15 protein-coding genes are annotated in these 14,349 nt (G+C 61.6%); 6 read left to right on the forward strand and 9 right to left on the reverse strand.

Annotated elements, in window-relative coordinates; translation table 11 throughout:
- Positions 1-34: 34 nt before the first annotated feature.
- From AB4048_RS19395 to AB4048_RS19405, 3 genes are all read left to right on the forward strand, one after another.
- Positions 35-1,315 (forward strand): 4-aminobutyrate--2-oxoglutarate transaminase, encoded by a 1,281-nt coding sequence (locus AB4048_RS19395; RefSeq protein ID WP_442203617.1) that lies wholly within the window; start codon positions 35-37, stop codon positions 1,313-1,315.
- A gap of 127 nt (positions 1,316-1,442) precedes the next feature.
- On the forward strand, positions 1,443-2,921 hold the full coding sequence (locus AB4048_RS19400; RefSeq protein WP_442203618.1) for an NAD-dependent succinate-semialdehyde dehydrogenase: 1,479 nt from the start codon (positions 1,443-1,445) through the stop codon (positions 2,919-2,921).
- Positions 2,922-3,246: 325 nt separating this feature from the next.
- Positions 3,247-3,525, forward strand: a complete 279-nt coding sequence (locus AB4048_RS19405) for a hypothetical protein (protein WP_442203619.1) — start codon at positions 3,247-3,249, stop codon at positions 3,523-3,525.
- Positions 3,526-3,542: 17 nt separating this feature from the next.
- Here AB4048_RS19405 and AB4048_RS19410 read toward each other — a convergent pair whose 3' ends face one another.
- Positions 3,543-4,319: a metallophosphoesterase family protein gene (locus AB4048_RS19410; protein WP_442203620.1), complete on the reverse strand. Its 777-nt coding sequence runs from the start codon at positions 4,317-4,319 to the stop codon at positions 3,543-3,545.
- A gap of 242 nt (positions 4,320-4,561) precedes the next feature.
- Here AB4048_RS19410 and copC point away from each other — a divergent pair, with 242 nt between their 5' ends.
- The 3 genes from copC to AB4048_RS19425 all read left to right on the forward strand — a co-directional run bounded on the left by copC (position 4,562) and on the right by AB4048_RS19425 (position 6,219).
- Entirely contained in the window at positions 4,562-4,930 is a 369-nt protein-coding gene (gene copC, locus AB4048_RS19415; protein ID WP_442203621.1) for a copper homeostasis periplasmic binding protein CopC, read from the forward strand.
- Positions 4,927-5,814, forward strand: a complete 888-nt coding sequence (gene copD, locus AB4048_RS19420) for a copper homeostasis membrane protein CopD (RefSeq protein ID WP_442203622.1) — start codon at positions 4,927-4,929, stop codon at positions 5,812-5,814. Before copC ends, copD begins: the two co-directional genes overlap by 4 nt.
- 162 nt (positions 5,815-5,976) lie before the next feature.
- Complete coding sequence (locus AB4048_RS19425; protein ID WP_442203623.1) at positions 5,977-6,219, forward strand: DUF982 domain-containing protein; 243 nt, start codon at positions 5,977-5,979, stop codon at positions 6,217-6,219.
- 441 nt (positions 6,220-6,660) lie between these two features.
- Here AB4048_RS19425 and AB4048_RS19430 read toward each other — a convergent pair whose 3' ends face one another.
- From AB4048_RS19430 to AB4048_RS19465, 8 genes are all read right to left on the reverse strand, one after another.
- Entirely contained in the window at positions 6,661-8,106 is a 1,446-nt protein-coding gene (locus AB4048_RS19430) for an efflux transporter outer membrane subunit (RefSeq protein WP_442203624.1), read from the reverse strand.
- A 351-nt stretch (positions 8,107-8,457) separates the two neighbouring features.
- Positions 8,458-9,408, reverse strand: coding sequence for a phosphoribosylaminoimidazolesuccinocarboxamide synthase (locus tag AB4048_RS19435; RefSeq protein WP_442203625.1), 951 nt, complete (start codon positions 9,406-9,408; stop codon positions 8,458-8,460).
- A 149-nt stretch (positions 9,409-9,557) separates the two neighbouring features.
- Positions 9,558-11,312 carry an SLC13 family permease gene (locus tag AB4048_RS19440; protein WP_442203626.1) on the reverse strand — a complete coding sequence of 585 codons (1,755 nt, stop codon included), beginning with the start codon at positions 11,310-11,312 and terminating at the stop codon, positions 9,558-9,560.
- 90 nt (positions 11,313-11,402) lie between these two features.
- Positions 11,403-12,101 (reverse strand): phosphoribosyltransferase, encoded by a 699-nt coding sequence (locus AB4048_RS19445; protein WP_442203627.1) that lies wholly within the window; start codon positions 12,099-12,101, stop codon positions 11,403-11,405.
- Positions 12,098-12,907 carry a pseudouridine synthase gene (locus AB4048_RS19450; RefSeq protein WP_442203628.1) on the reverse strand — a complete coding sequence of 270 codons (810 nt, stop codon included), beginning with the start codon at positions 12,905-12,907 and terminating at the stop codon, positions 12,098-12,100. Before AB4048_RS19450 ends, AB4048_RS19445 begins: the two co-directional genes overlap by 4 nt.
- A 260-nt stretch (positions 12,908-13,167) precedes the next feature.
- On the reverse strand, positions 13,168-13,374 hold the full coding sequence (locus AB4048_RS19455; protein ID WP_442203629.1) for a hypothetical protein: 207 nt from the start codon (positions 13,372-13,374) through the stop codon (positions 13,168-13,170).
- Positions 13,375-13,630: 256 nt separating this feature from the next.
- Positions 13,631-13,972, reverse strand: a complete 342-nt coding sequence (locus AB4048_RS19460) for a hypothetical protein (RefSeq protein WP_442203630.1) — start codon at positions 13,970-13,972, stop codon at positions 13,631-13,633.
- Between the two features lie 88 nt (positions 13,973-14,060).
- The coding region (locus tag AB4048_RS19465; RefSeq protein ID WP_442203631.1) for a hypothetical protein at positions 14,061-14,349 on the reverse strand (289 nt) is incomplete at its 5' end.

Below are 14,349 nucleotides of genomic sequence, written 5' to 3' on the forward strand. Positions count from 1 at the left end.
AATTCCGATTCACCTTCAGCGCAGGAGCGCCCAGATGACCACGAGCCCCCTCACAGATCGCAAGAATGCCGCCATCTCTCGCGGCGTGGGCATGACCACTCAGATCTATGCCGACCGCGCGGAAAATTCCGAAATCTGGGACAAGGAAGGTCGTCGCTACATCGATTTCGCCGCTGGCATTGCCGTGGTCAACACTGGCCACCGCCATCCGCGGGTGATCGAGGCGGTGAAGGCCCAGCTCGATCGCTTCACCCACACCTGCCATCAGGTCGTTCCTTACGAAAACTATGTCGAACTCGCCGAGCGCCTGAACCAGCTGACACCCGGCAATTTCGCGAAAAAGACGATCTTCGTCACGACCGGCGCCGAAGCCGTCGAAAACGCCGTCAAGATTGCCCGTGCCGCTACCGGCCGCCAGGCCGTCATCGCCTTCGGCGGCGGTTTCCACGGCCGCACCTTCATGGGCATGGCACTCACCGGCAAGGTCGTACCATACAAGGTAGGATTCGGCGCCATGCCGGGCGACGTCTACCACGTGCCGTTCCCGGTCGAGCTGCAGGGCGTGACGGCTGAGCAGTCGCTTGCCGCGCTGAAACGCCTTTTCGCGGCCGACGTCGATCCGAACCGCGTTGCTGCCATCATCATCGAGCCGGTGCAGGGCGAGGGCGGCTTCTATCCGGTGCCGACCACCTTCATCAAGCAGATCCGCGAGCTTTGCGACCAGCACGGCATGCTTCTCATTGCCGATGAAGTACAGACAGGCTTTGCTCGTACCGGCAAGCTCTTCGCGATGGAACACCATGGCGTCGCTGCCGATCTCGTCACGATGGCCAAGGGTCTCGGCGGCGGCTTCCCGATCGCAGCCGTCACCGGCCGCGCCGAGATCATGGATGCGCCCGGCCCAGGCGGCCTAGGCGGCACCTACGCCGGTAGCCCGATCGGGGTCGCGGCAGCCCATGCGGTGCTCGACGTGATCAAGGACGAGAACCTTTGCGAGCGCGCCAACCAGCTTGGCAACCGCCTGAAGCAGCGCCTGGAATCAATCCGCGACAAGGCGCCGGAAATCGTCGACATCCGCGGCCCCGGCTTCATGAACGCCGTGGAGTTCAACGATGTGACCACAAAGCTGCCGAGCGCGGAATTCGCCAACAAGGTTCGCCTGATCGCGCTCGAAAAGGGCCTGATCCTGCTCACCTGCGGCGTTCACGGCAACGTCATCCGCTTCCTTGCGCCGATCACCATCCAGGACAACGTCTTCAACGAGGCGCTGGATATTCTCGAAGCCTCGATCGTCGAGGCGCGCGCCGGCAAGTAACCGTCCAGCGCCCCAAATACGGGCATTTTCCCCCGCTTTCAGTTGAGCTGAAAGCGGGATGCCCTCTTTCGTGCCCATGCATGCCAATCCGTTCGCGACCGAACGGCAGATATCCTGGAGTTCCACCATGCCCTTTACCGAAGCTCTCACACGCCACGTCGCCTCCAGCAGGTTCCTGCGCGACGCCGGTTTCATCAACGGTGTCTGGACGTCCGGAACCGCGACGGAGACTTTCGATGTTCTGAACCCCGCGACCGGAGAAGTGCTGGCGTCGCTGCCGGATATGGGCGCTCTCGATACAAGGGCGGCAATCGAGGCAGCACACGCGGCGCAAGGCGCCTGGGCGGCTCGCCCCGCCAAGGAGCGAAGCGCAGTGCTGCGCCGCTGGTACGACCTGATGGTCGCCAACGCCGACGAACTGGCGGCGATCCTGACGGCCGAGATGGGTAAGCCGCTCGCCGATGCCCGTGGCGAAATCCTCTACGCCGCTTCCTATGTCGAATGGTTTGCGGAAGAGGCAAAGCGGATCTATGGCGAAACCATTCCGGCCGCACAGGCCGACAAGCGCATGCTGGTCATCCGTCAGCCGGTGGGCGTCGTCGGCACCATCACGCCATGGAATTTTCCGGCGGCGATGATCGCCCGCAAGGTCGCGCCCGCGCTTGCCGTCGGCTGCGCCGTCGTTTCGAAGCCCGCCGAACAGACCCCGCTGTCGGCCATCGCGCTTGCCGTGCTTGCCGAACAGGCGGGCCTGCCCGCCGGCCTATTCAACGTCGTCGTCGGCCTCGACGGCCCGGCGATCGGACGCGAACTCTGCGGCAACGACAAGGTGCGCAAGATCAGCTTCACCGGCTCGACGGAGGTCGGTCGCATCCTGATGCGCCAGTGCGCCGACCAGATCAAGAAGGTCAGCCTCGAGCTCGGCGGCAATGCGCCCTTCATCGTCTTCGACGACGCCGACCTGGATGCAGCCGTCGAGGGCGCGCTCGTTTCGAAATACCGCAATGCCGGACAGACCTGCGTCTGCGCCAACAGGATCTATGTCCAGTCCAATGTATACGATGCTTTTGCGCAAAAGCTTATCGCGAAGGTTCGTGAGCTTTCCGTCGGCGACGGCTTCAAGCCCGGTGTCGTCATTGGGCCGCTGATCGACGAGCAGGGGATCGCCAAGGCGGTGGACCACGTCCGTGATGCCGTCGCCAAGGGCGCCGACGTCGCGCTCGGCGGCAACCGCATCGACGGTCCGGGCACCTTCTTCGCGCCGACGGTATTGACCGGCGTCGACCGCTGCATGAAGGTCGCAAGGGAAGAGACATTCGGTCCGGTCGCGCCGCTCTTCCGCTTCGACACCGTCGACGACGTGATTGCTGAGGCCAATGATACCGAGTTCGGTTTGGCCGCCTATTTCTACGCCGGAGATCTCAAGAATGTCTGGCGCGTGGCGGAAGCGCTGGAATACGGCATGGTCGGCATCAATACCGGTCTGATGTCTTCGGAAGCGGCACCCTTCGGCGGCATCAAGCAATCGGGACTGGGCCGCGAGGGCTCGCGCCACGGCGCCGACGATTATCTGGAAATGAAGTATCTCTGCATCGGCAATGTATAGCCGGCAATCAGCAATAAGGCCGTATTGTCATGCGGCCTTATTGCTTTACGCCCGTCCACGCAAAAAGATCGCCGGCGATATAAAAGCATTGTCGCCGGTAAAACATTCTCGCTAGCGCAATAAATATTTTGTGCAATGCAAAATTAATATTTGTCGTACAAATGACGGCAAGTGCAAGACTGCAACAGTCTCAGGTTATTCTGTGACTAAACTCCGCAGACCGGGGCGCGACGTTGAATTAAAGCCTTTGGAAATATAAGCTCGAGAGCGAGCCGGGGAGTTCGGCTCCCGGATCTGTCGTGCAGATCTCTTCGAGGGGGTTTCGATGGGCGCCCGTCGTTTTCTTACAAGCATGCTGGCCGTACTGTCGGTCGTATTGGTCGTCATCTATATGCGGACGGGTTCGCTGTGGTCTGCCGCGGTCCATACGGCCATTTCCGCGTTCTTGTTGCAGGCCGGCTATGTGCTGTGCCTCGTCCTCATGCTGCTTTCGGCAAGGCGCAGCCATGTGGCGGGCCTCGCCGAGGCGCCGGTGGCGCGGCAAAAAATCGGGCTCGCCACGCGCGTGCCGTCGATCGTGCCATCGGATCTTCAGTCGCGATAGCGGCTAGCCGGCTGCGCTCATGTCGATGTGACATGGACGCGACCGCCCCAAAGCCGCGCGGCCGTCAGCTTGCCGGTAGCAAAAGCACCTGTGTCGATGTTGAGGCGCAGACGACCGGTTTCAGGCGCTTTGACCGGCGTATGTCCATGAATGATCAGCTTCGGCAGCGCCAGCGGGCTATTGAAGAAGCGTGAGCGGATGAAGACGAGATCTGCCTCGGACTGCTCGGCGATCGGCAGCTCCGGATCGATGCCGGCATGCACGAAAAGCGCCGTCGGCGTTTCCACCAGAATGGGCAGATCGCGAAGGAAGTCGATGTGGTCGGCGGGCAGCGAGCCGCGAATGAAGGCGTCGAGATTCTTTTGTGACGGATATTGCCGCTCGAGATGTGTGGGATCCAGCCCATAGGAGTTGAGCGTCTTCTCCGCGCCGAGTTGAAGCCAGCTCTCCAGTGACATCTCGTCATCGACATAGGCGAGCATGGCAATTTCGTGGTTGCCGGTCAGGCAGATGCGGTCGAAATCGGCTGGGGGCGGACGCATCAGATGCGCGATCACCCGCGCTGAGTAGGGCCCGCGGTCGATGAAATCCCCGAGCATGATGATCAGCTTGCGGCCCGGAAGGCGAGAGGCATCCGCGACCAGCCGCTCCTCCATCTCGATCAGCTGGTCGTAGCAGCCGTGTACGTCGCCGATCGCATATGTTGGCGTTTCGGATATATCGAGCGCCAGGCGGCGGCGCGTCGGCAGGCTGTTTGTGCGGTCGCTCCCCAAGCGGGTCGGACTTCCTGCCATTGGCATATCTTCTCTTTCGCATCACGTGGCCGCTCAAGCGGCACTCCCGCCGTCTGATGAGCCATTTTGCGCGCAAGCCGCTTCATGTGGCAAGGGCGGTTCATGCTTCATCGCTGGCAGGCGGCGCCGGGTCAATTGCGGCATAGCGTCACGAAGGCGAGGGCTTGCGGTCGGCACCGATTCGCGCAATCTGCTGTCGGTCCGTTCAAGCCGGCTCGGCAAGCGCTTTCGAGGAAGAATTCATGATCAGATCTACCGCGACATTCGGCTTTGCCTTGGCGATGACGATGGCGCTTTCAGGCACGGCCTCAGCCCATGCGCACCTCACTGTCGCGGACCCCGCGGACAAGAGCGTCATTGCAACGTCGCCCACGGAAATCGATCTGACCTTCTCGGAAGCATTGAACCTGAAATTCAGCGGCGCAACGCTCGTAGCGTCGGACAAGTCCGAGGTGAAATTGGGAGAACCGATGCTGATGGAGGGCAACAAGATGATGATGCTGCCTGTTGCCGAGACACTCGAGGCGGGAACCTATACCGTCGAATGGCACGTGCTTTCCGCCGATGGCCACAAGACGAAGGGCAATTATAGCTTCACCCTCAAGCCTTGATCACTCCCGACACAGCGCTCGCGGTCTGCCGCTTCCTTCATGACCTGCCGCTCATGGGCCTGTGGGGTGTTTCAGCGTTTCTGGCATTTTTGACGCCGGCAGCGCTGGGCGGCCGGATATGGCAGGGGTTCGGCGCGGCTCCGGCGGCCGCTGTCCTTCTGGCGCTTGCGACGGCGGTGCTCGCACTGCCGCTTGAAGCGGCCGGGATCGCCGGCGATTGGCCTGACGCGCTCGATACCCGCATCCTCCGTGACGTCCTGTTTTCGACGACGGTTGGACAGGCGTGGTTTGCTCAGATCGCAGCGACGCTCGTTCTATGCCTGGCGTTCGCCGTTCCCCAGCGCAAGCGCTGTTCGGCGATCGCGTTTGGCGCGGGCCTCGGCCTGGCCGCCCTGGTGTTCGCAGGCCACGCCTCGATGGCCGAAGGCTGGCGCCAGACCCTCCAGCGTGCCAACGACGTCACACATCTTCTCGCGGCGGGCGGCTGGCTCGGGGGCTTGGTCGGGCTGGTTCCGCTGCTACGCTTGGCGCAGCAGCCTCAGTGGCAGGCCGATGCTCAGGTGGCGCTCAGGCGCTTTTCGACGGTGGGCCACGTCGTCGTGGCGGTGGTGGTGGTTTCGGGCGCGGTGAATACGGCGCTGATCGTGGGTCAGGTGCCCACCGACTGGACGTCGCCGTATCAGGCGCTGCTTGCGGCAAAGATTGGCTTGGTCGCGCTCATGTTGGTGCTGGCCGTCGTCAATCGCTATTTGCTCGTCCCGGCGATGACCGGAAACCGGTCGACCGCGCTGGCTGCCATGCGCCGCTCCTGCCTCGCTGAAATCGCTCTGGCAGTCGTCGTGGTCGCTCTTGTCGCGGTTTTCGGGATGCTGGAACCGGCATGACGCTTCGACTGCAGTGAAGAGCGCTCAAAATCTGAGCAACGCGGATCGCAGTCCTGCTTTTTAGATCCGCCATATTTTCGCCAGTTCCTTTCGTTGCTATATTGCCAGCCATAACCGTCATTGACGGTGGAGGATTTGGCAGTGCGAGAGGAGGAGATATTTATGTATGACATCAAATGGAGCAGCCCTATCGAGGTCGGATTCGCTCCAGGCAGCGCTCAAATGGTGCAAGGCCCTTCGGAAGCACTGAACTGCCTCGCCAATCTTTGGCCGGATCGGCGCGGACCGCTCTATGTAGCCGCTCGCAGCGTTTGCCGGGCGGCCGTGGCTGGCCGCAGATCCGCCGAGGAGGCGCGCGAGCTCTTTATCTCGGCGACCAGGGAAGCGCATTTGAAGACGCAGTGATCGGCAGGGCCTCGTCCCTGGCGTGAACGGCTGCTGGGTGCGAGCAGTCGCTGACGCGTCACGCGTGCGCCAAACGCATGTAAGATCAGAATTGTCGTGACGGGCCTTGAAAAAAGCCCAATCGGCACCGATATAGGCTTCAAGTCATGCAGCCGGTATCGAGCCGCGACCCGAAGTGTCGTGGGCCGTTTCCCTTTTTGGGTGTGGAATGACGTTGACGTACTGTTAACAATTCTTCCGCATTCTGGCTGCGAATTCCGCTTTCCCTTTGACCACGGATGTACTGGCACTGATGTGAAGTGGATGACGAAAGGCCGGTTAAACCCGGCCTTTTTTGTTTTCTTTCGAGCGCTACCGCCTTCTTACGATTGCAGATCCGCGCACGAAAAAACCGCCGCGGCAGGGCCGCGGCGGTTTGAATTCTCATACATAAATCCGCGCTTACTTCGTTGCGGCCCCTGCTGAAGCGGCAGCCACTCTCGTCGGCTTGGCTTCGTTGGATACCGCCACGTAGCCGGAGCCGATGGCAACGTTGAGGGCGACGTAGTCGCGGGCTGTCTGCTGCACCGACTGTGCGAGTGCCGCCTGGGCGACGGAAACGTTGCGCTGGGCGTCCAACACGTCGAGCAGCGAGGAGGCGCCGTCCTTGTAGCTGGCGGTCGAAAGTTCGAGCGCTTCCTGGTTCGACTTCACCGTTGCACGCAGCGCCGAGACGATCTGCGCGTCGCGCTTGATCGCCGAAAGATTGTTTTCCACCTGCTCGACGCCGGTGAGTACCGTCTGCTTCCAAACTAGGTATTGCTCGCGGGCGCCAGATTGGGCGATCTGAACGTTGGCGCGCAACAGTCCGCCGTCGAAGATCGGCAGGGTAAGCGTCGGGCCGAACGACCAGGTGGTAAGACCACCATGCGAACCCGATGTATGGACGTAGGTCGGAGCGATTGAGCCACTGAGCGAAATGGTCGGAAAGAGCTGCGCCTCGGCAACGCCTATCTGAGCGGTAGCGCTTGCCAGGTCGCGCTCGGCCTTGCGAATGTCCGGCCGGTTGCGAATGAGATCGGCCGGTACGCCGGAGCTGACATTGCCACGGAAGACCGGCTGGCCAGAGCTTCTCTGCAGCTCCGCGATGATCTGAGAGGACGGGACCGCGAGCAGCGTTGCAATGTGATGTACCGATTGGCGGTAGCTGATCTCCAGCCCTGGAATTTCCGCGAGCGTAGAGTTGACGAGGCCTTCCGCCTGCACGACGTCGAGACGGGACGCAGCGCCCGCTTCAAGCTGGAACTTGGTGAGTTCGAGCGTTTCGCGGCGGGATTTGAGGTTGTCCTGCGAAATCGCGATACGAGCCTGGAAGAAGCGGGCGTCGATATAGCTGGAGACGAGATCCTGCAAAAAGGTGAGGCGCGATATGTCGGCCGTCGCGTAGGCAGCGTCGACCTGCGCCAATGCACCTTCGCGGGCGCGGCGATACTGACCGAAGAGATCGAGCAGCCACGTAGCGCCGACATTGCTACCAGAAGTGTTTACGGTTCCTGTTGGCGTACGCAGATTGCCCATTTCGCCGCTGGTGGTCTGGGATGCTCCGACAAGCAGGCTAGGAAGAGAGCCGGCGCCGGCAACGGTCACACTGGACTGGGCGGCGTTGATGCGCTCCAGCGCCTGGAGAACGGTCAGGTTTTCGCCGATGCCTTGGCCGACCAGGGAATCGAGGCGTGGATCGCGGAACGCGCTCCACCATTTGGTACCCGCGACGTCTTGGGTCGGCTTGCTGCCGCCTTCCGAAAACTTGGCCGAAAGCGGCATTTCCGGAGGCTTATGGTCTGGCCCACTAACGCAGCCTGCCAGAATAAGCAGCAAGGCGGGGGCGGCAGTACGAATCGATACCATCACTTCTTCCCACAATTAATGTCACACTAGGGGAGGACCTTTAACGGCGCCTTAAAGACTCCGTGGCAGCCTCCGCCGCCCGCCTAAAACCGAGGCGAAGCAGTTGCGCGCAATCTAGCAACGAGTTTTGAAAACGCACAGTACCTTTTAGGCGCACCCGGGCGCGAATGCGCGCATGATGGCTTCCTGCGACAGCTTTTGCTAAAGAAAACCGCCGAGTGTTGCATCAAAGCAATTGCTACCGCTCCCTAAGAAGGCGCCGATGCGGCAAGGCACGATCTGCGGCAGCGCGCGGGGGCACGCGACCATCATTGAAAACCGCAGGTGGCCCAGAGCCTTCGGCGTGTCCGTTCAAGTTTTCGGGAAATAGTCGGAAAGGTTTGTGCGGATCCTGGCACGCGGCGTCTCTTCCCGGTCGTCCGGCACGAAGGCCTCGCCGGTGATGGCTTCGAATGCCTTGATATAGACCTTCGATGTCTGCTCGATCAGCTCGGCGGGAATTTCCGGTATCTCGTCCTTGTAAGGGTCGCAACGATCAGCGACCCAGGCGCGGACGAAATCCTTGTCGAAGCTTGCAGGGCGCTCGCCCTTCTCAAAGCTTGCGGCGTAGCTGTCCGCCAGCCAGTAGCGGCTGCTGTCGGGAGTATGGATCTCATCCGCGAGAATGATCGTGCCGTTTTCGTCGGTGCCGAACTCGTATTTCGTATCGACGAGGATAAGGCCACGCCGGCGCGCGATCTCCTGGCCTCGTGCAAACAGCGCAAGCGCATAGGTCGAAAGCGTCTGCCATTGCGAAGCGCTGAGAAGGCCGCCGTCCACGATCTCGGTCGGCGTCAGCGGCTCGTCGTGCCCGCCATCGAAGGCCTTGCTCGTTGGCGTGATGATCGGCTGCGGCAGGATCTGGTTGGCGCGCATGCCGTCCGGCAGGTGTATGCCGTACATGTCGCGCTCACCCTTCTTATAGAGTGTGAGGATCGAGGTACCCGTGGTGCCCGCCAGATAGCCGCGCACGACGATCTCGACCGGCAGGATGTCGAGGCGCTTGCCAACGACGACGTTCGGGTCCGGATAGCCGATCACGTGATTGGGGCAGATATCCTTGGTTTCCTCGAACCAATAGCGGGCGGTCTGGGTCAGCACCTGACCCTTATAGGGGATGCAGGTCAGGATACGGTCGAAGGCGCTCAGCCGATCGGTGCTGATGATAATGCGGCGCCCGTCGGGCAGGTCGTAATTCTCGCGTACCTTGCCGCGGTAGTAGTTCGGCAATTCCGGGAAATGGGCTTCAGAAAGAATTCGCAACGTGACCACCCGTCCGCTTATGCGCCCCACCATCGGGCGCCTCAGGCCTGACCCATAGATCGCTGACCCGCGATGTCAAGCTAGCGCATTACCCTTCAAATCGGAATCGATTTGAAGAAGGGATGATGCACCGGCTCGAAATCTGTCACTCAGAGCCAGACAAGGTAGATCAGAGCGAGCGCAAGCCCATAGCTGACCAGCGTCAGCGGCAGGCCGGCGCGCAGGAAGTCGACAAATCGATAGGGCCCGATGCTCATGGTCAGCGTGTTGTTGTGATGGCCGAAGGGCGTCAGGAAATCGACGGATGCGCCGATGGCGACCGCGATCAGATAGGCCTGTGGAGGATGACCTGCCTTTGCCGCCAGTTCGAAGGCAACAGGGGCGAGAATGATCGCCACCGCGGCATTGTTGACGAATGGCGTAATGGCGACGCCGAGAAACAGGACGAGCGCGACGCCCACACCCGGCCGGTCGACAGGAAGATAGGCGCCGAGCGACGTGGCGAGCATGTCGGCGGTGCCGGTCGTGGCCACCGCCGCGCCAAGCGGAATCATTGCCGCGAGCATGATGATGATGGGCCAGTCGATATCCGATAGCGCTTGCCTGAGCTGGATGAGGTTGACCAATGCCATGGCCAGGATGACGCCGGCAAAGCTGATTTCGGGCGGGGTCAGACCTAGCGCCGTGGACAGGATGCCGCCGGCAAAGAGGCCGATGGGAAGCCAGGAACGATGCCGCGGGGGACGCGTGTCATGGGAAGCGAGCGGCAGGCATTCGCATTCCTCGAGTGCGTCGGAGATGGCACCGTGCGGACCCTCCAGCAGCAGGATGTCGCCGATCGACAGGCGAAGATCGGCGAAGCGGCCCTCTATCCGCCGCGAGCGCGTGGAAAGCCCGGTCACCGCTACCCCACGCGAATGGAAGACGTCGAGCGAGCGAATACGGGATCCGACGAGCGTGCTCTCCGGCATGATGACGGCCTCGCCGCGAGAAAGATCCGGCTTGATCGCATCGATACGCTGCTCGCTGGCAAGCGCGCCGCTGGCATCGAGGTCGCGGAGGGTATTTTCCGCCGCTTCCAACACCAAGAGATCGTTCGCACCGATGGCGATCTTTCCTCGCTCGCCGAAAACGAAGCGCTCTTCTCGGATCACCGCATACGCCTCTAGCCCGAAGGCGCCAGGCAATCGCTCCAACGGAAGACCGACCAGCGGCGACCCAGCCGGCACTCTTCGTTCCGCAATGAAGGAGCGGGCCTGCGAAAGTCGGTCGGGCGTCTCGTCCGTGCTTACCGGTTCCGGTGGGAAGAGGCGCGGCAAGAGGACCGCCAGCAGCAGCACGCCGACCACCGCGACGGGCAGGCCGACATAGGCGAAATCGAAAAAATGGAAGCCTTTCCCGGTCTGTTTTTCCAAGGCCCGGCTGACGAGAAGATTGGCCGGCGTGCCGATCAGCGAGACGAGGCCGCCAAGGAGCGCGGCAAATGAGACCGGCATCAGCAGCTGCCTCCGCGATGTCGCGGGCAATTCGCCGAGACGCAGCGCTGCCGGCAGCGCAAGCGCGTAGGCGCCTATATTGTTCATAAAAATCGAGATGAAGGCGGTAGCGCCGGCAAGCGCGGCGATCGTCGCAAAGGATCGCTGCTCGGCCGCGATCAGCCGATCGGTTAGCGCGTCGACGATGCGCGTACGGGCGAGCACCTGGACGATCAAGAGGATTTCGATGACGGTGATGGTGACGGGGCTTGAGAAACCGGAAAAAATCGCCTCGCGCGGGTAGAGCCCGAGGGCATAACCGGCAAACAACCCGATAATGGCCACGACCTCGATCCGCAGGCGTTCAAGGGCAAAAAGCACCAGCATCCCGCCAAGGAGGATGAGAAGAGCAGCTTGCTCAAACGACATGCAAGAGGTCCGCCCCGAAGAGGAAGATAATGATGCTTTGCGAGGAGAGTGTAGCTTTTGGCGCGCTTCTGTATAGTCCCGTTGCGGGTCTCACCCGACAGCGGTCCAGCCACCATCGGCCGTCCACGTCAAAAGCGGCGTCGCGAATACAGCGGCAACGCGACCGCTCCACTTACCATCCAGCGCGTCGAGCCGTTCGCGCCAGCGATCCGATTGCAGCATGGCTGCGCCGATGGCAAGGGGTTCGATGCCACAGACGTCCATGAGGCGAAGACCGGCTGCGATCGAAGCGCCGCTGGAGATCACGTCATCGATCAGCGCCACGCGCCGGCCGCTCAAGAGCGGCAGCATTCGGGGGTCTATATAAAGTCTTTTAAGCTGGGCGGGCGTGGTGATCGAAGACAGCGGCACGGAAAGCTCGTCGCGATACCAGAATTTGCGCGATGTGCCGAGCGGTACGTAGCGTGAGTGTCCGAGCTTCTGCGCCACGGCGCTCGCCAATGTCAGGCCGAGCGTTGGCACGCCGACGACCACGTCGATTTCCTGGCCCGCGATCCGCTCTGCAAGTGCAACCGCCAGAGCCTCCTGCACGGCAAAGCTCGCTTGGTTGATGATGAGAGAGGCAAGCGCTTCCGCGCCGCCCGCAAGTGGCCGGATGGGCAGTGCCAATTGCCGCCCGTCCGGCAACTCAGCCACGTAAAAATCCCGAAACGGCCCATGCCGCGAAAGATTGCCGGGTGGATTGAGCACCTGCCAGAACTCGTGGGGGGACTCAGGCGTGCAGTTCATTGCGCAGAGTTCCCTTTTCGGCCGGCTTCAGCGCGAAGCTCCAGCACCTCGCGTTCCGTCAGCTCCCGGACCGCGCCCTTGCCGAGATCACCAAGCACGAGGTTGCCGATCGCGATCCTCACGAGCCGCAGGCATTCGATGCCGAGCGCTTCCAGCATGCGCCGGATCTGCCGGTTGCGGCCTTCCCGCAATTCGACCTCTATCCAGGCGTTCTTCTCACCGGAGCGGATCGGCCGCGCCGCACTTGCCGTCAGCAATTCGCCGTCGACCGTCAGCCCCTCGGTCATCATGGCAAGCAACCTATCGTCCACCGTCCGGTTGATCTGCACATGATAGGTTTTTGCGACATGGGTCACCGGGTCGAGCAGGGCTTGGGCGAGAACCGTGTCGTTGGTAAACAGCAGCAAGCCTTCGCTCGCCTTGTCGAGGCGCCCGACCGGCGACAGATGCCGGCCTTGAAAATCATTGAGGCAGTCGTAGACCGTGGGCCGCCCTTCAGGATCGTGGCGCGTCGTCACCAGCCCCCGCGGCTTGTTGAGCATGAGATAGAGTTTCTGTTCGGCCGCGATCGCCGCTCCGTCGACGGTGATCGACATGCCGTCGAGGTCCACCCAAGCGGATGGATCGGTGACGGGCCGACCGTCGACGCTGACGCGCCCCGCGGCGATCAGCGTCTCGGCCTGTGTGCGGGAACAAAAGCCGAGCTTCGAGAGGGCGCGCGGCAACGTCACCCGCTTGCCGCCGGCGTTCGTGGGCGGTGCTGTCTTCGGCGTGGCGCGGGGCTGCTGAGGCTTTTTTCGATTCACGTCGCGCTTCCCGTTGCTTTCCCATTCGCGAGGCAGAGCATGTCTGCCGCTTTCGCGGCAAGCCGACGATCTCTTTGGCATGGGGAAAGCCGCGGCGCAAATATTGGCTGTCATCCGGGCGTGCCGGATGGCGTCGATGATGAAGAGGGAGTTCGTTTGGTCCGGGCGATGTGGTAGGCGATGGCGCGCTACCGAATCCGCTCGCGCCCGCGACTGGCGATCCGGAGCGATTGGTCCACTATTATATGAGGCATGTCATCCTAGCAGCGGTGGATGAAGCGCTCCAATTCCCTGCGGCTTACGACAACGCCCTCGGCCGCCTTCTGGGGATCGGGATGTGTATAGGTCAGGCTCGGCAGATCAGGCAGATCCAGCGCCTGACGCATGTTCATAATACCGACGGCACGGCGCCCGAAGGCGCTGTTGATACTGACTTCGACAATGCTTTCCGCTCTCGTCGTCTCCATGTGCTCCTCCCTTTTTGTATTATTGCGCGGGAGGATGCCGTCAGATCTTGGTTATATTGCGACAGATATCGCGCGCGAAGCCCAAAAACCCACAAATGCGCATGTTTGCGCGCACGCTTTCGCGGCAATTCACACGCAAACCTCGTAAGCTCCCTGGAGCCGGATGATTTTAGGTCGCATCGACCTAAAATCTCAAATCCGTCTCTCAATCAGAAAACAATCGCATGTCGTCCGAAAACAGTGCGCACGTTTCGCGTCATGTTCTAGTGTTCCACCAAGGGCGAGGCTCAGGCGCGGATTGGCTGGCGAGAAGATAACCGGCGAGAAAGCCGATTGCTCCGACAAGGCAAAGCGCCGTCGTCGTGGCCGCGATGTGTTCTCCGGCCGCCCCGGTGGCGGCAGCGCCTTCCGAGCGGATGCGGGTGATGGCGTTTCGCGCGGCTGGGGCCGCCGCATCGTAGGCTCGCCCCGCGCGGTCGCTGACCTCGCTATAGGCTTCCGCACCGCGCGCGGCGACGAGCTTCTGCAGCCGCGTGATGTCCTGTTGAAGGGATGCGATATCCTTGCTGATCGAGCTTTTATTGTCTTCGTTGGCCATGCTGCCCTCCTTGGGTTATACTCAGAACCCCTGACACCCGCACCTTGTTCCATATGCGACCGTGGATTGTGGCAGGCTATTTCGCTACCTATGAGATAACACGCTCAATCCCGGCCTCGATCGACGTCCTAACCGCAGGGTTTGTGCGGCCGTAAACCGCGCTTCTAGACACAGAAAGTAAATCGCCCTTATCTTTCAGCATGTTGGCTGTTTTTTTGATTTTTTTGTGATGGTGCTGTTGACTTAGAAAAGGGGTAGGGTCTATAAGCCCGATCACTGACGAGGGCGGCGGCGCTGCTGGCGACGATGTCCTTCGCTCTAGAGTTTCAGATGGAACTGTGGCGGCGGATTGGGATGGTTGCTGGAAGGCGGTTGTC

The organism is Rhizobium sp. RAF56, from assembly GCF_052113965.1.
Classification (GTDB): Bacteria; Pseudomonadota; Alphaproteobacteria; order Rhizobiales; family Rhizobiaceae; genus Rhizobium.